Origin of the sequence: Oceanobacillus sp. Castelsardo, assembly GCF_001659985.1 — a bacterium.
Classification (GTDB): Bacteria; Bacillota; Bacilli; order Bacillales; family Amphibacillaceae; genus Oceanobacillus.
In genome coordinates, this window is sequence record NZ_LYCS01000004.1 from 287,897 (window position 1) to 308,596 (window position 20,700).

20 protein-coding genes are annotated in these 20,700 nt (G+C 34.3%); 3 read left to right on the forward strand and 17 right to left on the reverse strand.

Features of this window, described 5'->3' with window-relative positions:
* Nucleotide 1: 1 nt before the first annotated feature.
* From dat to A9178_RS09905, 5 genes are all read right to left on the reverse strand, one after another.
* Complete coding sequence (gene dat, locus A9178_RS09885; protein WP_068674818.1) at nt 2-847, reverse strand: D-amino-acid transaminase; 846 nt, start codon at nt 845-847, stop codon at nt 2-4.
* Between the two features lie 45 nt (nt 848-892).
* The gene (locus A9178_RS09890; RefSeq protein WP_068674820.1) at nt 893-1,861 is read right to left on the reverse strand and encodes a pyridoxal-phosphate dependent enzyme; all 969 of its coding nucleotides are present in this window, start codon (nt 1,859-1,861) and stop codon (nt 893-895) included.
* Between the two features lie 10 nt (nt 1,862-1,871).
* A complete protein-coding gene (locus tag A9178_RS09895) occupies nt 1,872-3,053 on the reverse strand; it encodes a M20 metallopeptidase family protein (RefSeq protein WP_068674906.1) in 1,182 nt (393 codons plus the stop codon).
* Nucleotides 3,054-3,250: 197 nt separating this feature from the next.
* Nucleotides 3,251-4,684: an NAD-dependent succinate-semialdehyde dehydrogenase gene (locus A9178_RS09900; RefSeq protein ID WP_156520738.1), complete on the reverse strand. Its 1,434-nt coding sequence runs from the start codon at nt 4,682-4,684 to the stop codon at nt 3,251-3,253.
* Between the two features lie 70 nt (nt 4,685-4,754).
* Nucleotides 4,755-5,417, reverse strand: a complete 663-nt coding sequence (locus A9178_RS09905; protein WP_068674822.1) for a GntR family transcriptional regulator — start codon at nt 5,415-5,417, stop codon at nt 4,755-4,757.
* 206 nt (nt 5,418-5,623) lie between these two features.
* Between A9178_RS09905 and A9178_RS09910 the strand changes: the two genes are divergently transcribed.
* Nucleotides 5,624-6,607, forward strand: a complete 984-nt coding sequence (locus tag A9178_RS09910) for a 2-hydroxyacid dehydrogenase (RefSeq protein ID WP_068674823.1) — start codon at nt 5,624-5,626, stop codon at nt 6,605-6,607.
* A gap of 96 nt (nt 6,608-6,703) precedes the next feature.
* Here the strand turns inward: A9178_RS09910 and A9178_RS09915 are convergent, their stop codons facing one another.
* The 12 genes from A9178_RS09915 to A9178_RS09965 all read right to left on the reverse strand — a co-directional run bounded on the left by A9178_RS09915 (nt 6,704) and on the right by A9178_RS09965 (nt 17,684).
* Nucleotides 6,704-7,891, reverse strand: a complete 1,188-nt coding sequence (locus A9178_RS09915; RefSeq protein ID WP_197482173.1) for a M24 family metallopeptidase — start codon at nt 7,889-7,891, stop codon at nt 6,704-6,706.
* Between the two features lie 205 nt (nt 7,892-8,096).
* Entirely contained in the window at nt 8,097-8,798 is a 702-nt protein-coding gene (locus tag A9178_RS09920; RefSeq protein ID WP_068674824.1) for an alpha/beta fold hydrolase, read from the reverse strand.
* Between the two features lie 46 nt (nt 8,799-8,844).
* On the reverse strand, nt 8,845-9,171 hold the full coding sequence (locus A9178_RS09925) for a CHY zinc finger protein (RefSeq protein ID WP_068674826.1): 327 nt from the start codon (nt 9,169-9,171) through the stop codon (nt 8,845-8,847).
* A gap of 72 nt (nt 9,172-9,243) precedes the next feature.
* Nucleotides 9,244-10,416, reverse strand: coding sequence for a hydroxymethylglutaryl-CoA synthase (locus A9178_RS09930; protein ID WP_068674828.1), 1,173 nt, complete (start codon nt 10,414-10,416; stop codon nt 9,244-9,246).
* Nucleotides 10,417-10,586: 170 nt separating this feature from the next.
* Nucleotides 10,587-11,240 carry a ribonuclease H family protein gene (locus tag A9178_RS09935; protein ID WP_068674830.1) on the reverse strand — a complete coding sequence of 218 codons (654 nt, stop codon included), beginning with the start codon at nt 11,238-11,240 and terminating at the stop codon, nt 10,587-10,589.
* A gap of 240 nt (nt 11,241-11,480) precedes the next feature.
* Nucleotides 11,481-11,642 (reverse strand): hypothetical protein, encoded by a 162-nt coding sequence (locus A9178_RS19150; RefSeq protein ID WP_197482174.1) that lies wholly within the window; start codon nt 11,640-11,642, stop codon nt 11,481-11,483.
* 181 nt (nt 11,643-11,823) lie between these two features.
* Nucleotides 11,824-12,630, reverse strand: a complete 807-nt coding sequence (locus A9178_RS09940; RefSeq protein WP_369801967.1) for a mechanosensitive ion channel family protein — start codon at nt 12,628-12,630, stop codon at nt 11,824-11,826.
* Nucleotides 12,631-12,807: 177 nt separating this feature from the next.
* A complete protein-coding gene (locus A9178_RS09945) occupies nt 12,808-13,536 on the reverse strand; it encodes a tyrosine-protein phosphatase (RefSeq protein ID WP_068674832.1) in 729 nt (242 codons plus the stop codon).
* A 198-nt stretch (nt 13,537-13,734) separates the two neighbouring features.
* Complete coding sequence (locus A9178_RS09950) at nt 13,735-14,976, reverse strand: PcsB-like coiled-coil domain-containing protein (RefSeq protein WP_068674834.1); 1,242 nt, start codon at nt 14,974-14,976, stop codon at nt 13,735-13,737.
* A 340-nt stretch (nt 14,977-15,316) separates the two neighbouring features.
* Complete coding sequence (locus A9178_RS09955; protein WP_068674836.1) at nt 15,317-16,441, reverse strand: M20 family metallopeptidase; 1,125 nt, start codon at nt 16,439-16,441, stop codon at nt 15,317-15,319.
* A 107-nt stretch (nt 16,442-16,548) separates the two neighbouring features.
* A complete protein-coding gene (locus A9178_RS09960) occupies nt 16,549-16,860 on the reverse strand; it encodes a DUF378 domain-containing protein (protein WP_082918155.1) in 312 nt (103 codons plus the stop codon).
* Nucleotides 16,861-16,955: 95 nt separating this feature from the next.
* Entirely contained in the window at nt 16,956-17,684 is a 729-nt protein-coding gene (locus tag A9178_RS09965) for a YkgJ family cysteine cluster protein (protein WP_068674838.1), read from the reverse strand.
* 161 nt (nt 17,685-17,845) lie between these two features.
* Here A9178_RS09965 and A9178_RS09970 point away from each other — a divergent pair, with 161 nt between their 5' ends.
* On the forward strand, nt 17,846-18,718 hold the full coding sequence (locus A9178_RS09970) for an ATP-binding protein (protein ID WP_068674840.1): 873 nt from the start codon (nt 17,846-17,848) through the stop codon (nt 18,716-18,718).
* A 15-nt stretch (nt 18,719-18,733) separates the two neighbouring features.
* Nucleotides 18,734-20,644 (forward strand): vWA domain-containing protein, encoded by a 1,911-nt coding sequence (locus A9178_RS09975; protein WP_068674842.1) that lies wholly within the window; start codon nt 18,734-18,736, stop codon nt 20,642-20,644.
* The last annotated feature ends 56 nt before the right edge of the window (nt 20,645-20,700 follow it).

Below are 20,700 nucleotides of genomic sequence, written 5' to 3' on the forward strand. Positions count from 1 at the left end.
CTTAGTCAATTCGTTCCTGAATCGAATCCCTGTACGCATAAACGATTTTCTTCGCAATATTTCCTGGAGCACCTGTTCCAATTAGATGTTGGTCTACCTTAACTATTGGTACAACATCTAATTTTGTTGCAGTGATAAATACTTCATCCGCATTTAATAAATCGTTTATTGTGTAAGTTTCTTCACTTACCTTTATTCTAAATTCTTTACAAATTTCGAGCACTTTTCTTCTCGTAATACCATTTAAAACCAAATGATTTGCTGGATGGGTAATCACTTCTCCATTCCTCACAATAAAAACGTTAGATGCGCTTGCTTCTGTAATTACATTTCCACGATGAAGAATTGCTTCAACTGCATGTTGCTCCACAGCTTTTTGCTTTGCTAGGACATTTGGAAGTAAATTCAATGTTTTAATGTCACATCGTAACCATCGAATATCTTCCGTTAGTATAGCTGTTCCTCCATTATCCTCTTCTCGTTTCATGGTTTGTTCTAATTTTGTATAAGCAACTAGAGTTGGTGACGTATTATTGGATGGAAAATGATGCCACCTTTCTGCTACTCCTCTAGATACTTGTAAATAAACTACCCCTTCTTTAAGCTGATTCACGTCTACAAGCCTCTTAAGTTGTTCAATTAATTCTGACCTTTTAGATGGAAGAGATAATTTTATTTCTTTTGCGCTTCTTTCTAACCGATCAATATGTTCCTCCAACATAAAGAAATGTCCATCATAGACTCCAATTACTTCATACACACCATCACCAAATTGATAACCTCTATCCTCTATATCTACTAATTTCTCACGCTCTATAATAGAATCATTGAATAAAATTTTATTCATAAGGTGATGCCCCCATATATCAAATAATTTATAAATACGCTTTCATTATAATACCTTTAATAAATTAAGTACAACTGAAATATCAACACTTGAGCCGGTGACAACGATAACCATATTCGTACCAAGGTTTACCCTTTTGTTCAAAATGGCTCCAATCCCAGATGCTGCAGCCCCCTCAATAATCATTCGATGTTCTTTCAACATAAACATCATTCCGTCTTTAAATTCCTCTTCTTGTAATAGCTGTATGTCATCAACGTACTTCCGAACCATTTGGAATGTATATTTATTCTGTAAACCAATCCCACCTAATAAACTATCAGCTAATGTGTCTTTTTCCTCCACAGAAATCGGTTTACCTGCCTTGATACTTTCAAACATTGCTGCTCCATTAGCGGTGGAAAGCCCGATTAATCGGATTTCCGGTTTCGTCTTTTTTAATGCGACACCTAAACCAGAATGTAAACCACCCCCTGAAAGACCTGCTAATACCGTATCCACTTCAGGTAGTTCTTCTAAAGTTTCCAAACCAATGGTTCCTTGGCCAGCTATAACTTTCGCATCATCAAATGGATGTATGACAGTTAAACCTTGTTCTTTTTCTAGTTGATAACTGTAACGTTCCGCATCATCTTGCGAATCTCCTACTATCTTAATTTCAGCACTTAAGTTCTTTAAATTTTCGACTTTCGCATGAGGAACTCGATTGGAAATACATATAACCGCACGTATCCCTAACTTTTTTGCTATATATGCTACACTAAAACCAAAATTACCCGTTGAAAACGTTGTAATACCCCGAAGTTTTTCAATTTCTGTTAAACTTAAAATCTTATTTGCCGCACCCCTTATTTTAAAAGAATTTGTTGTATTTAAATTTTCCAGTTTTAAATATACATTTTTACCTGTGAAGCCTGATAAAGATTCAGAATATATAAGGGGTGTGCGCTTAGAAAAGGGAGTGATTCTCCTTTTTGCGTCCCAAACATTTTGTAAAGTAATTGGATTTTCTATTTCACCTCACCTACTTCTTATCAAGAAAACTTCTGGTAATTTCAACAAATATTGCTGCGCCTACTGAAAGCACCCTTTCATCAATGTCAAAATAGGATGTGTGCAAATTTCTTTCCTTCCCATCCGCCAAACTACAACCTAAAAAGAACATCGCAGCGGGAACATTCTGTGCCACATGAGCAAAATCTTCCCCTGCTAACCCAAAAGGTTTATCTATTAATTTAAAATCCGGGTAAATTTCACTAAATGCGTTTCGGATATATCGATTCATTTGTGGATCATTATATAATGCGGGATCTTCCTCTATAAATTGCAATTGGAATTCTCCACCAAAATTTTTCACCAATTGAAAAGATTGATAGATTTCTTCTAATAAAGAATTCCTTATTTCAGGGGAGTAGCTTCGAATGGTTCCTTCTAATTCTACGATAGATGGAATGACATTGCTTCGTTCACCACCTTGAATTTTCCCAACACTTATAACGGCAGGTTCAAGTGGTGTCACCCTTCTTCCGGGAATAGCATACAACGATTGTAAAACATGAGACAGCATCCAAAATGGGTCGGTGCCTAAATGAGGATAGGCACCGTGACCACCGGATGCTTTGATTTGTGCTTTAAATACATCTACATTCGCCATACTATAGCCATCATTTATTTGTACTTCTCCAAAATTATTTTCCGGACTCATATGCAAAGCAACAGCTGCTTCAACATCATTTAGCGCACCAGATTGAATCATATATGGTGCACCACTTAAACCAGTATCATCTACATGTTCTTCGGCAGGCTGAAATAAAAATTTCACTGTACCATGTAGTTGCCTTTCTTGAAAAAGTTCAGAGAGTATATGGGCAGAACCTAGTAAAATTGCCGTATGGGCATCATGTCCGCAAGCATGCATAATTCCCTTATGTTTCGATTGATAGGAAACGTCATTCTTTTCCAAAATGGGTAGTGCATCCATATCTGCACGAATTGCAATGGTAGGCCCAGATCCAGAAGTAAGTGTACCAACAATTGCAGTAGGGTATCCAACTGCCTGTTGAATTTTCATACCGGGGATTTTTTGTAGTTTTTCCACCACAAATTTGGACGTTTCTATTTCATGAAAACTTAATTCAGGAAAAGAGTGGAGATGTCTTCTCCAGCCAATCATTTTATCTTCCATCCTTTCCACTCGTTTCAACATTTCCAATACACTCCCCCCTTTCAGGTAACCTACATTTTTAAACTATGCAGCATATGCTTGATTAAATGCATAAACATTTACTTCTGACAAATCAGTTAGATGACAAGTCTTGTGAACAATATTTTCAAATGTCACAGCCCTACTCATATCAATTCATCCATTTACTTGCCTCTTTATCACAAATGCCCCATTTTCACTTATTCCATACCTATTGCTACATACTGGGTTTCTACAAACGCATCAATGCCTTCATGCCCACCTTCTCGACCAACACCACTTTCTTTCATTCCGCCAAATGGAACTTGTGCAGCTGAAGGGGCTCCATCATTCCATCCAACAATGCCATAGTCTAGTCTCTCAATGACACGCATTCCTCTTGCTACATTTTCCGTAAATACATAAGCAGCTAATCCATATGGCGTATCATTGGCTAGTTGAATTGCTTCTTCTTCTGTTTCAACTTTTTGGATTGGTGCCACTGGACCAAACGTTTCTTCCTCCATAACAACCATGGACTCATTTACATCTTTTATTACTGTTGGCGTGTAGAAAAATCCAACATTTTCTTTAGTATATGGACTTCCACCGGCGACTACTTTAGCCCCTTTGCTCACTGCATCCTCCACATGATTTTCTACTTTTTCTAAACCTTCCTTATTTATTAATGGGCCAACATCAACCATTTCATCCATCCCATTTCCAACTTTTAAACCTTTTACCGCTTTAGCAAATTTTTCCACGAATTCATCATATATACCAGATTGAACATATATACGATTTGCACATATACAAGTTTGACCTGTATTTCTGAATTTTGATGCTATTGCTCCTTTTACTGCAGTATCAACATTCGCATCATCTAATACAATTAATGGTGCATGCCCACCAAGCTCAAGAGAAAGTTTTTTCACTTGATCTGCACTTTGTCTAATTAAAATTTTTCCGACTTCTGTAGAACCAGTAAACGTAATCTTACGTACTTTATTATTTTCCATAATTGCTTTTGTAATTTTAGAGGATGAGCCCGTTACAAGATTAACAACCCCCTTTGGGAATCCTGCTTTCTCACAAAGTTCAATAAGTTTAATAGCACTTATTGGAGTTTCACTAGACGGTTTAATGACTACCGTACACCCTGCGGCTAAAGCAGGACCCATTTTCCTTGTAAGCATTGCTATCGGGAAATTCCAAGGAGTAATTGCAGCTACAACACCTACTGGCTTTTTCCATACTTGCAGTCTTTTACTCCCTGCATGAGTCGGAATCGTTTCACCATATATACGTTTTCCTTCTTCAGCGAACCAATCAATAAAGGATGCCGCATACTGAACCTCACCACGAGACTCTTTAATTGGCTTTCCCATTTCTAATGTCATCATTTCAGCTAATTCTTCTTGGTGTTCCATCATTAACTGATACAGTTTTCTTAAATAACCTGCGCGGTCGTAAGCAGTAAGTGATGACCACTTTTTAAACCCAGTATGAGCTACATTAATTGCTTGATTTGTTTCTTTCTCTCCAGCATACGGGACTTCTCCTACTAACTCTCCATTTGCCGGGTTTATTACTTTGATAGTTTCATAGCCTTCTCCAAACCATTGACCATCGATATACATGTTATATAATTTCATTTATCCAGCACTCCCATCTTATAAATCGCCTATTTTTATATTCCATTTTGAAAGGGTATGTAAACATAACCTAATCACCGGAAGAGTTTTGCAGCAATTTTTCCCCTACATTAGTTATATGCTCTATAGTCTTCTTTTCAACCAAACTAGCATCTTTTTTCAATAATGTATCAAATAGCTCTTTATGTTCTTGATAAAAAGACTTCGGACTGGAATAATATTGATCTAAATGTGCTAAATAAACCCTCATTTGGACATTAATTGATTCATAAATTTTAATCATCCGAGAGTTATCACTCATACTTACAACATATTGATGAAACTGCATATCTAGATCAAATAAAGCATTCCAATCACTTTTTTCTGCTGTATCTTTCATTTTTTCAATCATTTGTTCTAAGTCTCGAAAATTCTCTTCATTTAAAATTGACACCGCATTCACAAATGCTCTTGGTTCAATTATAAGGCGTAACTCTATCATTTCATTTAAATCTTGTTCTGTGAAATCTGATACAAACGTTCCTTTTCGTGATTTACTAAAAACCAGCTCTTCTTGCTCTAAAATTTTAAAGGCCTCTCTGATTGTACTTCTACTTACATCAAAACGTTCCGCTAAATCAGCCTCAATTAGGCGTTCACCAAATTTTATCTTTTTATTATATATATCTTTCTTTAAATACCCAGCAATTATCTCCCCCAATGACTTTCTAACAATTATATCTTTATTATTCATCTGGTTTTACTCCTTATTGTATTTATCAAAAACGGATTTATGTCGATTGTCGACAAACAACTAATTATATTTTAAAAGAAGCTATTTAAATTGTCAATAAAATTCCGAATTATTAAAATCAATTAAAATCATCTTGACTTATCCAGTTATTCCCGTTATTTTGAACGTATGTTAGATGAATTACTGTATTGGAGGGGAGAATTATTATGAAAATTTTAGCCTACGAAAGAGTGGAGAAACCTGTTCTAAATGCACTAAAAAAGCATTATAATGTTTGCTTTTTCAAAAATATCGATATAAATTCTGACCCAAATTTTATACAATCCCTTAAAGAGGCTGATGGAATCATCGGATTAGGGTTACCCGTTACTCGTGACTTATTAGATAGAGCACCGAACCTAAAAATTGTTAGCAATGTATCCGTTGGCTATAATAACTTAGATGTAGATGAACTAACAAAACGAAACATCATGGCAACCAATACCCCGGGAATTTTAACTGATACGGTTGCAGACATGGCTCTTGGACTAATATTAGCAACCGCAAGAAGAATTCCAGAACTAGATCACTATGTTAAATCTGGTCAATGGATTGAATCATTGACAGAGGAACACTATGGTATTGATGTGCATCATAAGAAACTTGGAATCATAGGTATGGGTAGAATCGGGAATGCGATTGCCAAACGTGCCCACCATGGATTTGATATGGAAATCTTATATCATAGTCGAACAAAAAAAACGGAAGCTGAAGAGAGATTTAATGCGACTTATAAAGATCTTGATGATCTATTAAAAGAGGCTGATTTCGTTTGTTTAATTACCCCATTAACGAAAGAAACGGAAGGGTTAATCGGAAAAAGAGAATTTCAACTAATGAAGAAAACAGCTATTTTCATTAATGCTTCTAGAGGAGGAACCATTGTAGAGCAGGACTTAATCGCAGCATTAAAAAATAAGGAAATATTGGCTGCTGGACTTGATGTATTTGAGCAAGAACCGATAAATTTAGATAATGAATTACTAACGCTAAAAAATGTAGTTACATTGCCTCACATTGGATCCTCCTCATACGAAACAGAATTAAAAATGTCACAATTAGCAGCCCAAAATTTAGAAAATGGTCTAAATGGAAAAAGACCGCCAAACTTAATCAATCCAGATGTATGGGAAAAAATAAATAATAAATGATAGCAAAAGGGCCATTTCCTGTTTTGTAGGAAATGGCCCTTTATTCTGAAGGTCAATATATATATCCACCTGAGGGTTGATTATAAGTCTACCTAGTTAGGCTAGGCGAATGTTTGGTTTCGTCAGTAGTTCACGCGGAAAATTAGTTAGTACCTCGCATCCATTTTCTGTTACGCGGAAAGATTCACTGATTTCAATCCCCATTTTATCAAGCCAAATTCCAGGTATCATATGAAAAGTCATATTAGGTTGTAATATGGTATTATCTCCAGCTCTTAAACTAGCAGTATGCTCTCCCCAATCAGGGGGATAATTAAGTCCCATCGAATATCCTAATCGGGAATCTTTACTTATTCCATATTTTTCGATAACTTTTTTCCAAATTAATTCCACTTCCCCACATGTCATTCCTGGACGAATGGTACCAAGTGTTGTATTTATACCTTCTACAACAACATCCGCTATATATTGTGATTTTTCATCTGGAATACCAAGAATGATTGTACGGGCTAAAGGCGAATGATATCGATTGTAACAACCTGAAAGTTCAATAATCACAGGATCACCTTGATAAAATGGCTCATCTGTCCACGTTAAATGACATGCAGAAGTCTTTTCTCCTGTTGGTAATAATGGCACTATAGCTGGATAATCCCCCCCAAAATCATCGGTTCCCCGGATTTGTGCATGAGAGATTGCTGCAACCGCATCTGATTGTTTGACCCCGACATCAATGGTGTCAAACGCAGCTTGCATAGCATTTTCTGATATTTTGGATGCTTTTTTTATAAATTCAATTTCTTTTTCTGATTTAATAATCCGAACCCAATTCACTAGATTTGTAGCGTCTACAAATCTAGCATTAGGTAATTTTTCACGTAATTTTAAGTAATTTTTTGCGGTAAAGTAATATGCGTCAAATTCCGCACCAACGGTATATTTGTCTCGCTTTTTCGATTTAAGGAAATCGCTTACAAATTCCATTGGATGCTTTGTCGCCGATTGGACATAATCATCCTCATATGGATAAATGTGGTCCTTATTAAGCCATGTCGTATGCATTGCTGCACTTGCATCCTGCCCTCTTCCAATCCAGTACGGCTGATCTTCGTCTATAAAAATAACAAGTAACTGATGCACATAAAAAGACCAAGCATCATAGCCACTTAAATAGTTCATATTTGCAGGGTCTGTTACTAATAATACGTCAATTCCACTGGCAGCCATACGGTGTTTTGTCTTCTTTAATCTTTCTTGATATTCAGAAGTGGAAAAAAACACCATACAAACCCCTCCATATATAAAAATTTTTAGAAAATAAACTCCCTTTCTACATTGTATGCTGAAGTTTACAGATTAGATTCTTTTTAGAAACCCATTTTCTATTTGGGAAAAAGAATTACAATTTTTAACTCATACATTAAAAAGTTCTATATCAGACATATCTAAAATGAATACTCTACTGAATGAAGTTGAACTGAACAGGACTCTACTGGCTACTCAATCCTTGGATGGATACTTTAAATAGCTTTAAAGATTCCATAAAAGCATTAGGAGTTTCCAACATGACATGATGTCCAGCATTCTTCAATACGTTAATTTGGATGTTAGGGTTCCTATCCTTTAACTCTTCAACTGTGTTCCTAGGAAGTAAACGATCTTGGTCACCAAGAATTGCTAATACTGGAATGTCTAAATTGCTAATTATTTCTTCGCCTCTAGAATATTGGTTACATGCAACAAAGTCAAAATAGGTTGTTTCAATTAAAACCTTTTTCCTATCTCTCATCTCTTCCTCAAGCAGCTGCTTGTCCACATCTCTACTATAGGATGCATGAAATAATCCTATTGGAAAATTTCCATCCTTAAGCTTCTGCAATACATTCGCATCTACTGGCAATTGAAAATGACTATTCACTAGAACGATTCCCTTTACAAGTTCGCTCCTAATTGCCAATTCTAGTCCAATTAAGCCTCCCATGGAATGACCAACGACAATAACATCATTGTTCAGTTCGGAATCTAGTATCATAGCGAAATCTTCAATGGTAGAATAATCTTGTGACAATTCTAAACGATTGGGCAAATCTATTATAATAGATTCATTACGAATGTCTTCTGATATTTTCCTCCATTTATTTTTTGTTCCACCAGCACCATGAATAAATAGAAACTTTACATTCTCACCCATCTCTCTTCCCCTTTCTAACTTATATGTAAAAATTACAATTATATCTTTACAAGGCAAAATAATAACGATAATGATTCGAACATCCCGGATTAAAAGTTTTCGTACATACTGGACAAGTTGACTTACTTCCTAAATACTCTTTTATCGTTAATTCCGTACCACACGAACCACATAACACTGCCTTTTCATCAAATTTTTGGTGTGGCCATACTTTTTGTTTTCCACAACCATGTTCATGATGACAAGTAATGCAAGAAAAATATTCATTACAACAATAAAATTTAACTGCTATACGGTCATTATATCCATGATAATGCTTACAACGAGTTTCATTATCTATTGCACCTTTTACTTCTTTATTATGAATAAACATAAATAGTACCTCCTAAAGTAAACTAAAACAAAAAAACTCTGTTCTTATTATAATAACAGAGTTTTTTCATGTTTATCTTAATTTATTTACATATTTACGCATGTCATCAATTAAACCGGATAAGCAAATATGAGCTGGATCTTCGTGAATATCTAATTCCATATTACTTCCATCAGTTGGTAACGTTTTTTCAAAGATTTTTTCGTATTCTTCTACAGATACTTCCTTACGGGATTCAAATAAATCTTTATGTTCTTTTATTAGTAGATATTCTTTATAATCTTCCTCTAATATCCCCGAGAAGAATTCTCCAACCGCTCCAGAACCATAGCTAAACATACCGATTCTTGAACCAGCCTTGATATCATCATTAAGTTCAAGTAATGAAAGTAAGCTTAAATACAAAGATCCAGTATAAATATTACCTACATTTCGATTATATAATGTACTAATTCTATAATGTTCTTTTAATCGTTCTTGAACTTCTTCAGATGCATCATTCAATACAGTTCTCATCGCCTTAAGGCCCATTTTTGTATATGGTAAATGGTAACAAATTGCTTCGAAGTCTTCCAAATCCATTCCATTTTCATCCTTATATTTATCCCACACTTTTTGGAAAAATGAAATATACTGTTCATTTGAAAACTTTCCATCAACAAGTGCTTTATCTGAATATAGCGGACGCCAAAAGTCCATAATATCAGCAGTTAAAGAAGCACTTTTATTTTCTAATGTCATAATTCTTGGATTCGCACTAATTAATAGGGCTACTGCTCCTGCACCTTGAGTAGATTCTCCACCAGTATTTAAGCCATATCTTGCAATATCGGAACCAATAACTAATACTTTACTTTCAGGATTTAATGCAACATGTCCTTTTGCCATTTGAATTCCTGCAGTTGCTCCATAACAAGCATGTTTAACCTCCACACAACGTGCATTCGGTTTTAACCCTAGCAAATGGTGAATATAAACAGCGCCAGATTTGGAATGATCGATACCTGTTTCCGTACCAAAAATAACAAAATCAATTGCTTCTTTATCCGCTTCATCAATTATTTCTAAAGCAGCATTAGCCGCTAATGTTACAGAGTCCTGTGTGATTGGGGGAATTGCCATTTTATCTTGTCCAATTCCAATGGTGAACTTCTCTGGTTCCACATCTCTTGCCACTGCTAATTTATTCATATCCACGAACAAATGAGGAGTATAAAATCCTATTTTATCAATACCTATCTTCATGATATTCTCCTTTTCTCATGTATAAATTAAGTCTAATAAATAATAATTTTTTCCACTATAAATGGTAATACAATCTGTTAATTTATACAACTTTTGTGTTAATTTGTCGTAAAATTTATTTAGCAGAAAGTAAGAAGATGCAGTAAAATTCAACTGTCCTTTTCAGTCAGTTATAATTGAATATTACTAGAAATCTCTACCCCTTCTAACGCTTGGGATGCTAGGTGATCTGCTTCACGATTTTTTTTCCTCGATATGGCTTCATATCCAGGGTGTATTCCCATTTGCTTCATCTTGTCCTCGACTCTATCTGCCCATTTAGATAATGCTTCCTCATAACAAGGCCAATCTCCACTCAATTGATTAATAACTACTTGAGAATCTCCTATAAACCTAACTGGCAAATGATGTACACCTAGGTCTTCCAATTCTTGAAGTCCAAAATATAAAGCAGCATACTCCGCCTCATTATTCGTTTCTATGTCCTCAACAAAGGCATTCTTTCTTATTCGGAATTGTTTACCATTTTGCTCATAATAAATAACACAGCCTAACCCCGATTTCTTTGTATTTTGATCAAATCCACCATCAAAATAAACCGATATATGATGTGGTTCGGTTTGAAGACCCTCCACAAACTTTTTTAGTTCTTTCAATGACCAAGTTCGATTCTGTACATCGATAAAAGAAACTTTTTTTAACCGACCCGTCTTATCCATATCTTCGGCAATAAGAATTGCTTTTTCCATTTTCATTTCATCTGAAAAAAATCTGGTTTCTACACCTTTAGATGTTTTATAGATTAATTCCATTCTTATGTTCACGATAAATCATCCTTTTAAGTAGAAATGCATACTTATCATCTTGCATTTAGTATAACCAAATGAATGCTTTTGATTTTTAACATAAAGTATTTTAACCTAGTAAAATCCAAACATGATTGGAGCGAATAATCGCTCCAGAAATACAATGCTAAAAAATACCGATAAATCCAAAGTTAATTGTAATATAATCATAAATAGAAGCATAAAGAAGGATAAATTCTTTATGCTTCTAAACAAGTTCTATTTACGTTTTCTTTTATTCTTCTTACCGTTTAAGTTAAGAAACTCGCTTTCTTCTGAAAACTCTACGTCTTCGTTTTCACGATTAGGTTCTGTATTATACTTGATAACGTTTCGTTGTCTTCCCTTATCTTTATTTTTATTCTTATTTTCCTCTGACATATGCATACTCCTTCCTATTCATTTTAAATTATTTACCTTTATTCTTTTCAAAACCTCCCTACCTCCCTTTAAAATTAGTTTGAACGATTTATTGGAATTAATCCGAAAAAAAACCTTAGGATGAATTACCTAAGGCGTAAATGAAAGTAATAAATTATTTTATAACCAACGATTGGTAAGGTTAGGAAATAGTCATACCGTTTTGTTCTAGTGCTTCTTTCATCATTTTTCTTAATTTCCTTTCTACACCAAACTGTGCATCTGTTTTTGTTTTACCTATCACTCGTAGAACAACACTAGATGTTTCTAATGACTGTACCCCAATTACGTTAGGACCTTCCACAATATTATCATCCTCATCTTGAATTCGATCACAGACATCTTGCAATACCTGGATTGCTTTATCGATATCTTCATTATGGGAAATACTTATATCAACTAGTGCACGCATGTTTCCACGAGAATAGTTACTTACAGTTCCTATATTCCGGTTTGGGATATAATGTACGGTTCCATCTGACCCTCTTAATTTAGTAGTTCTTAATCCAATTTCTTCCACAACCCCATCTATCCCAGCAACTGTTACATAATCATCCACGTCAAACTGTTTTTCTAATAAAATAAAAAAACCAGTTACAACGTCACTTACTAAACCTTGAGCTCCAAATCCAATAGCAAGACCGATAATACCTGCTCCGGCTAATAAAGCTTTAATGTCTAATCCAAAAAGTTCAAAAATAATACCAATGACAATAAATAACAAGAAATATGTAAATACATTAATACATAAAGCTTGCAACGTATGAGCTCTTCCAGATGTTAATTTTTTAGTTGATCTTTCAAATACTTTTTGGATAGTACGTTTCCCTATAGATTTCACTATGTAATAAATAATTATTATTGCAATTAATTTAAGGGCAACTATCCCAATATCTAAAACTAACTTTGTCCAATTTATTCCTTCTATCCAATCAATCAAAACATTCACCTCAATATCCTTTCTAAATTAATTACTAACTAAATGGGTTCCTCTGGAAAAGGGCAATAAATGTCGATACATGTTATATTACCCCGAAATAAATATGATAAAACATTTTTACTTAAAAAACTACTATTCGCTATTCGAATAGTAGTTTTTTATATTACCGCACTGGAACTGCCCCTATTAATTAAATTGTATTAACCTTTCTCGAATCTTTTGGATATCCTTTTTAGATATACCTGCAGAATGTAAATAATTCTCGAATGTTCCATAGTTATGGATAATGTGATCATATGCTTGTAAGATATATTCACGATGAGAGTATATAAAATGGAAAGAGGTATTATCTTCTAAATCGTGCAGGGATTCTAATTTAGAATAAGACACCTCATAATTGGCAACAATATCCTTTTTTTCCACCCCAGCTAACCCTAATAACAGCATGGCTAGAACTCCAGTACGATCCTTACCTACACGACAATGGAAAAGAATACATCCATCCTTTGCCCCAGAAATGGTTTGAAAGATTTCTTTTACTGCTGTTTTCTGTTTCAACAGTTCTATGTAAAAGTCTCCCATTGTATAGATCGAGTCCGCATCGTTATATTTGGTTATATCATATATACTCTGTGTAATAAATGGTAAATTATAATAATCAAATTCAGCCATATCAGACAATGGATTCGGTTCTAACTCTAATTCTTCGTCTCTTCTTAGGTCAACAATTGTTTTTACACCATAAGCTTTTAAAAAATTAATATCTTCTTTATTCAATTTACTCATATCACTTGACCTTAAAAATGAATGCCATTTCGTTTGTTGTCCATCATTCGTACTATATCCACCTAATTCTCGACAATTTTCTAAACTAGGAATTGGCAATCGTACCCAATTAAGTTTTGCGTTTTTCATAATCAGCCTCCTATATTCGAAAAATTATGACCATTCAATCTAATTTAGATTATATGTAATCCTTTATAGAAATACAACCTTTTTGAATGGTTAGAAACACTCACTTACTATCTAGGAAGAATTTTAATTGTACTTATTTATAATGCTTTACAATCAAAAAAAGAAAGCACCTTTATTACAGATACTTTCTTTTCCATCTTATTGAATTGTAATTTTAACTGTTCGGAAACCCCAATTAACAGCCGCCTGATGTGTTGGAACATAGACATCTATTTTATTTCCTTTTATAGCACTTCCGATATCCCCTGCGATTGCATAACCGTAACCTTCTACATGGACAACAGATCCAAGTGGAATCACTTTAGGGTCAACAGCTATCACTTTCGCATTTGGATTTTTTCTCAAATCAATTCCAGTATACGTTTTTCCAGATCCACCTGCACTTTCTAAAGTATATGCAGTAGCATTAACAGTTAATGTTTTCTTTTCTTTTTCAACCTTTTTTTCAGTCGTTTTTTCTACTGTGTTTTTTTGTTCAGTTTTTGGCTTAGAAGAGGCGCTAGTTTCGGTAGCCTTTTCTTCTACTTCTGGCTTAGAGGAGGTGCTAGATTTACTTGAATTACTATCGGTACTAGTTACTACTACCTTTTTATTTTGTTGTTTACTAACTTCTTTTGCCTTTTCTTCGGCAGCAACTATTTTTTGTTTTACATCTTCTTCAAGAAAAGCAAGATTACGATCCTTACTTTTGAGTTCCGTTACTAGTCCTTGTAATTGACCTTGTTTTTCCGCCAAAGCATTTTTACTGTTTTCACTTTTCGCTTTTTGCTCTTGAACAACGAGCAGTGCTTCTTCATGTTCAGCTTTCATTACATTTAATTCATTTAACTTATCCATGGAAAGTTTTTGATTTTCTTCCACTTTTTGAATATCTCTATCTAATTGTTCCATTAAAGCTGCATCTGATTCTACTATTTTATTAACTGTTGATACCCGGCTAATAAAATCTCCGAAACTTTCTGAGCCAAATATAACTTCTAAATAATTAACAGATCCGCCCGATAACTGATAGGAAGAAGCTCTATTTTTCAATATATTATAGCGTTTCTCAATGCTTTTCTCTAATTCATGTATTTCCTCTTGAAGTTGATTTATTTCCTCTGTTGTATAATTAATATCTTCTGTGGTTTGATCAACTAAAGCTTGTTTCTCTGTTAAGACTTGACCAACTTTTTGAATTTCTTGATTTAATGATTCCATATCAGAAATGATACCATTCATTTTTTCTTCTGTTGCTGATAGATTTGCTTGTATATCACTTCGCTCTGCCTGTATGTTATGTAAGTCTTTTCCTGATTCAGCGTGGCTTACCATACCAAAAAAAGAATTCCCTAGAACCATTGTAGTAGCTAAGGTGATTGCAGTTAATTTTTTCTTCAACTTTTTCCCCTGCTTCCTTTTATATTACATTTAATAGATTATTAATATGGTGAAAGTATACCATTTAAAAATGTCATGATTGTTAGAGTTTTATTACAGTTATATTTCACGCCTCTTCATAGGGGTATGCCGACGTTGGCCGCAAAGCCCGCACTTAGTCGGCCTTCCTTCACTACAACCGATATTGACTTTCACCACAGGGGTATCAGTGCGAAGTTTGGAACTACGCTAAAGCTCGTCCCATCAAAAAACTGCTAGTTACTAGGCGAGGATGCTAGACATCAAAGATTATTCTTATCACAAAAAAAAAACAGTTTTCGCGATAAACTGTTTTTTACATTTATAATTCGATAATTAATTTACACAATAAAGCTGTTCGGCCTGGGATTTCGTTTGCTAGAATATGTTCATTTTTTTCATGGATTCCATAACCTATAACACCTAGACCGTCTAAAGTTGGAACACCCAAATTGGCAGTAAAATTAGCATCGCTACCTCCCCCAACATAAGCCTCTGTCAATTCTAGGTCAAGATCTGTTGCTACTTTTTTAGCTATCTTAAATAATCTTTTTGTTCCTTTATTCCGATTCATTGGCGGCCGATTAATTCCACCACGAACTTTAATGGCAATACCCTTTTTTGTTGGTCTTAAATTTTTAATTAGATAATCAATCCTTTTTTGTTCTTCTGACGTTCGTGCTCGTACATTTACTCCAAATACAGCTTGGTCAGGAACAACATTTAATTTCCCCCCACCTTTAATGGAACCAGTATTAAGCGTTGTCCCTTTATAATAATTAGTTAAGGATTGCAAAAATAATATCTGTCTTGCCGCTTCTTCAATTGCATTAACGCCTAATTCATGATGATTTCCAGCATGGGCAGATTTCCCTTTTATTTCTACAAAATATCTAGCTGAACCTTTTCGTCCAGTCTTTAACGCGCCTGTTCCCGACACAGGTGGTTCCGTTACAAGGGCAAAGTTACTTTTTTTAGCCTCTTTCTCAATAATTCTTCTTGACGAAGGACTGCCAATCTCTTCATCACTAGTACAGAGAAAAACTACTTTTTTTGTTAATTTTATTTTTAAATCTTTAATTGCCTTTAAAGCCCAAATTGTTTGAACAAGTCCACCCTTCATATCTAGAATGCCGGGGCCATAAACCTTATTCCCTTCTATTTTAAAAGGCAGATCACCTTTATCCCAAACGGTATCAAAATGGGATAATATAAGAATGGTTTCTTTTCCCTTTCCTATTGTAAAGCGCAAATGATTACCATACTTTTCTTCTTTAATTTCTTCAGCTTTATAACCAAAGTATCTTAAGAATAGTTTTTGTATACGTTGTTCACAGGCATCCACTAGTTCCTTATCCATGGAAGGAGAATCCCTCTCCACAAGATACTGTATATCTCGTAAAATATCTTTCTGATGAAGCACCATATATCTCTTGATCCGATCCATCATTTCTCCCCCAAAATTCATAAATACATATTCTATATATTATATACTTTTTTAGCGGGCCCGGCACTCTTGTTTTAGGTATTAAAAATAGCCTTTTATTTGAAAGGCTATTCCTCATCTTTTTCCGTTGCTCTCCTATTTTCCTCATATTCCTCTGCAACTTCTGTACTATATTTGACATTTCCAACATTTCCATCTATCGTATCGACCGTCGTAATGATGCCAATTGGATAAAGCGTTTTTGTTAAATAATACAAACCACCTAAACCAATAATCCCATATACTAACCTAGACAAAAACGCATCTTGCCCTCCAAAAAGCCCCGCAACAAAATCTAATTGAAAAAAGGCAATTACCCCCCAATTAATCGCACCAACAATAATCAATGTCAATGTAATACTATTTATAATCCGAATCATTCACTATCACCCCAAAATAAAATCTACACATGTAGCATTTGTATTTTTAGAAATTTTATTTATAAAGGTAAAGGTATTATTATTTAATTTTTCATTCACATCGAACGTAACCAACTAGCTAAATAATCTGTTTGATAAACATCATCTGGATATTGAATAAAAGTTGTATCTCCTTCTTCTTCATAAAGGAATTGCATAAATTCATTCAATGCACCCATATATTGTTCATATAAAAATTCAAAGCTCACAGTTTCTTTAGGCATTAATTTTTCTTTACAAACATCAGGATTTGTATAATTTACATACGTACGGCACGGTATTGGACGAACTTCATACGCCATACATTGATTTGTTTTTGTATTAAGAAGCGGACATGGTACAAGACTTCTGCGGTATTTTAATTTAAAATCTTTATCTTCATTAAAATCAAGTCGTGTTAATGATTCTAATTTTTCTCCATATTGTTCATAATAGTTAGATAAATGGTTTTTAATCCTATTTCTTCTTTCTATCGGAAAATTTTCGATAGCTTTTTTCATTATTTTTGCTTCCATTTCATTAATTATAATAGGAAAATAACAACAAAATGCACAGCCCATTCGACAAGTTGCCTCCAATTGAACCGTACGCTCCATATCACTCATTTCTTGACTTACCATTTGCAATAATTCTATAAAACTATTCAATATTTTATCTTCAATAGAAGCGTCTTGAGCCGCCCATTTTTCCACTATTTGATAAAACTTTTCTTCGTCTATTTCATAAACATCACTTAAACGACTACATTTATGTTGTATTTCGTCAATAGAAAGATATCGTTCCATCTATAAAACTCCTTTTTTTACACTATCTATCTATTTTAATAAAGTTAGGGAAAATGTAAAGGTGTCTACAAACTTCAAAATATTAAATGAAGTAAAAATACAGTTGGGAAAGTGACAAGTATTGAAAAAAACCTTACAATGTTTGGGAAAGGAGTATGAACATGAACTTAACTTATTCGTTACCAGAATCGATTCAAACGATTCTAGAAAAAAATAGAAAGACAAATCATACATTAAATACACTCATTCGCCAAGGTGGATATTTACCACCAAATATGGATCTATTAGTAGATGCGATTACCGCTCTAAGTATGGGGAAAAACATTTTACTAAAAGGACCAACAGGTGCAGGTAAGACGAAATTTGCTGAAACATTATCCAATCTATATAACCAACCGATGTTCAGTGTAAACTGTTCTGTAGACTTGGATTCGGAAAGCCTATTAGGATTTAAAACCTTATCCTATGAAGAGGAAAAACAAGTAATTGAATTCATCCCTGGTCCAGTTATAAATGCAATGAAAAACGGTACATTTCTATATATAGATGAAATTAATATGGCAAAGCCAGAAACATTACCTTTGATAAATGGTGTTCTTGATTATCGGAGAACCATTACCAATCCATTTACAAACGAGATGGTAACGGCAAAAGATGGATTTGGTGTCATTGCCGCAATTAATGAAGGATACATAGGAACTGTTCCATTGAATGAAGCATTAAAAAACCGCTTTATCGTAATTGAAGTTCCTTATATTGAGGGAGAACAATTAAAACAATTAATTCAAACGAACACCAAACTAAACGATGATAAAACAATCGATTTATTTGTTAAATTATCGGCCGACTTTATTCAAGCCGTTTACCAAGGGAAATTATCAGAAGATGCTGCTTCCATCCGAGCACTTTTAGATGCTTGTGATTTAAGTGTTGTGATACCACCTAAACGTGCGATTCAACGAGCAATTATCGATAAACTGGATGAAGAAAGAGAACGTGAATTCATCTACAATTTAACTGAAACATTATTTTAGTTAGGAGCATTTATCATGTATCGTTTTCATAATAGTAATGTGGATACAGATCTTTTCATGCAACTTCAAGATTTAACAACCGTTTTAACTGAAAATGAAAAGACTGCCTTTGAATATAGTTTCGGTTCGTTTATCGATATTATCGACAACAAAGTAACTGCCAGTCGTATGTGGGATACGGCAAAAGAAAAATATAAAGAAGCCGGTTTTAAATCGGACGTATTTCTCCGTACAATTGGTTCTTTCCGTTATTCTAGTATGAAAGCAATGAAGGAGTATTTAGAAATTGTAAAGGAAACCGATTTAACAAAGTTTTCCTCGCAATTATTTGCGCTACTTGAAGATATTAGACTGGAAGAAATCATTAAAAAAGAACGTCCTGGTACGAAAAGGGTGTTTTCTGTACGGAGAAAATACTTAAAACATAAATTTGAAAATGAGTTGAATTCCCATGTAACTCGCGGATTAGCACTGGACGAATTATTTTGTCTTATCTATTTATTAATTCAGGCAGACAGTCCTGACCCAAGTTTCCCAAGGGCAAATGAGACGCAACTCGACCAGTTAGAAAGAATAAAACCGCTCCTCTATTCTATCTTTGAAGCAAAAACTACTAATGATATCGTTAGGATTTGTGAGCAAATCGTGTTTCAATTAAATTCTATTTATAAAGATACCATTTATGAGTATTTTATTTTCCCAATAGGTCATGTGGAAGAAATGGAAAAAGATAATCTATTTGATGAATTGACACGCACAGATGAACTTAAAAACGATGACAAAGAAGAACTGGATGAGGACAAAAATGAATATATTGATGAACGTTTTTCTAGTTGGCATCGTGAAAATCAAAATAGTGACAGAAAACAAACATTTCTTCAATTTGAACTAGAAGTAGGAACAAAAACAAATATCATGGGCGGTGGTGCACGAGAAACGGAAGATGCAGACCAAGCCATGGGGACGATCCAAGGATCTTCTGGTCAATCGAAAAATAAAGACTACTCCGACATTGAATCATTAGATAAACAAGAATCCACACAAGGTAAAAGTGGCGAGTACGAATTTGGAGAAGAAAATAAAGACGCTGTTAAAATTGTAAAAGAAGCTTCCAATCCGACCAACGAAGAGGTGGCTACGTATAAAGAATATGTGAAAGATATTGAACCTCTAAGGAGAAAACTTGCGAATACGATTAAGAAAACAATCGAACATAAAAAGAATGCTCCAAGAAAAGATTTAGTCTACGGCCGGCTGTCCAAAAAATTACTTCCAATGATACTGGATGATCATCCACGGGTCTTTTATAAAAAAGATTTGGAATCAAAAGAATTTGATGCTGTTTTCACTTTGCTAGTTGACTGTTCGGCATCGATGCAGGGGAAAATGGAAGAAACAAAACGAGGGATCGTTCTATTTCATGAAGTATTAAAGCAATTTAACATTCCGCATTCTATTATCGGTTTTTGGGAAGATGCGATGGAAGTGACGGAAAATTATCAACCGAATTATTTCCATATGATTCATACCTATCAAGATTCTTTCTACCAAAATAATGGAGCAAAAATTATGCAGCTTGAACCAGAAGAAGATAATCGAGATGGATTCAGTATTCGTGTAATAACGAAAGATTTAATCGCTAGACAAGAAAAAAATAAGTTTCTGCTCGTTTTTTCTGACGGGGAACCTGCTGCATCTGGTTATGACCAAAATGGAATAGTAGATACCCATTTAGCAGTTTCAGAAGCACGAAAACAAGGTATCGAAGTAATTGGAATGTTTTTAGCTGATAGGGAAATTGATGAAGCGGAAGACTTAACGATGAAAAATATTTATGGAAAAGAAAGACTTATGGTTCCAAGTGTTTCTGAATTACCAGAGCAATTTGCTCCATTACTGAAAAAATTACTATTAAAAACAATCTAATTCGGGAAGTGCTAGCACCTCCCGAATTTTCTACTATTAGTGCGTGTCCAATCCCT

What these genes read in the sequence shown, in the direction of transcription:
- dat (WP_068674818.1), bottom strand. Translation starts at nt 847, where the DNA reads ATGAATAAAATTTTATTCAATGATTCTATTATAGAGCGTGAGAAATTA.
- A9178_RS09895 (WP_068674906.1), bottom strand. Translation starts at nt 3,053, where the DNA reads ATGTTGAAACGAGTGGAAAGGATGGAAGATAAAATGATTGGCTGGAGA.
- A9178_RS09900 (WP_156520738.1), bottom strand. Translation starts at nt 4,684, where the DNA reads ATGAAATTATATAACATGTATATCGATGGTCAATGGTTTGGAGAAGGC.
- A9178_RS09905 (WP_068674822.1), bottom strand. Translation starts at nt 5,417, where the DNA reads ATGAATAATAAAGATATAATTGTTAGAAAGTCATTGGGGGAGATAATT.
- A9178_RS09910 (WP_068674823.1), top strand. Translation starts at nt 5,624, where the DNA reads ATGAAAATTTTAGCCTACGAAAGAGTGGAGAAACCTGTTCTAAATGCA.
- A9178_RS09915 (WP_197482173.1), bottom strand. Translation starts at nt 7,891, where the DNA reads ATGGTGTTTTTTTCCACTTCTGAATATCAAGAAAGATTAAAGAAGACA.
- A9178_RS09920 (WP_068674824.1), bottom strand. Translation starts at nt 8,798, where the DNA reads ATGGGTGAGAATGTAAAGTTTCTATTTATTCATGGTGCTGGTGGAACA.
- A9178_RS09925 (WP_068674826.1), bottom strand. Translation starts at nt 9,171, where the DNA reads ATGTTTATTCATAATAAAGAAGTAAAAGGTGCAATAGATAATGAAACT.
- A9178_RS09930 (WP_068674828.1), bottom strand. Translation starts at nt 10,416, where the DNA reads ATGAAGATAGGTATTGATAAAATAGGATTTTATACTCCTCATTTGTTC.
- A9178_RS19150 (WP_197482174.1), bottom strand. Translation starts at nt 11,642, where the DNA reads ATGTCAGAGGAAAATAAGAATAAAAATAAAGATAAGGGAAGACAACGA.
- A9178_RS09945 (WP_068674832.1), bottom strand. Translation starts at nt 13,536, where the DNA reads ATGAAAAACGCAAAACTTAATTGGGTACGATTGCCAATTCCTAGTTTA.
- A9178_RS09955 (WP_068674836.1), bottom strand. Translation starts at nt 16,441, where the DNA reads ATGGATCGGATCAAGAGATATATGGTGCTTCATCAGAAAGATATTTTA.
- A9178_RS09960 (WP_082918155.1), bottom strand. Translation starts at nt 16,860, where the DNA reads ATGATTCGGATTATAAATAGTATTACATTGACATTGATTATTGTTGGT.
- A9178_RS09965 (WP_068674838.1), bottom strand. Translation starts at nt 17,684, where the DNA reads ATGGAACGATATCTTTCTATTGACGAAATACAACATAAATGTAGTCGT.
- A9178_RS09970 (WP_068674840.1), top strand. Translation starts at nt 17,846, where the DNA reads ATGAACTTAACTTATTCGTTACCAGAATCGATTCAAACGATTCTAGAA.
- A9178_RS09975 (WP_068674842.1), top strand. Translation starts at nt 18,734, where the DNA reads ATGTATCGTTTTCATAATAGTAATGTGGATACAGATCTTTTCATGCAA.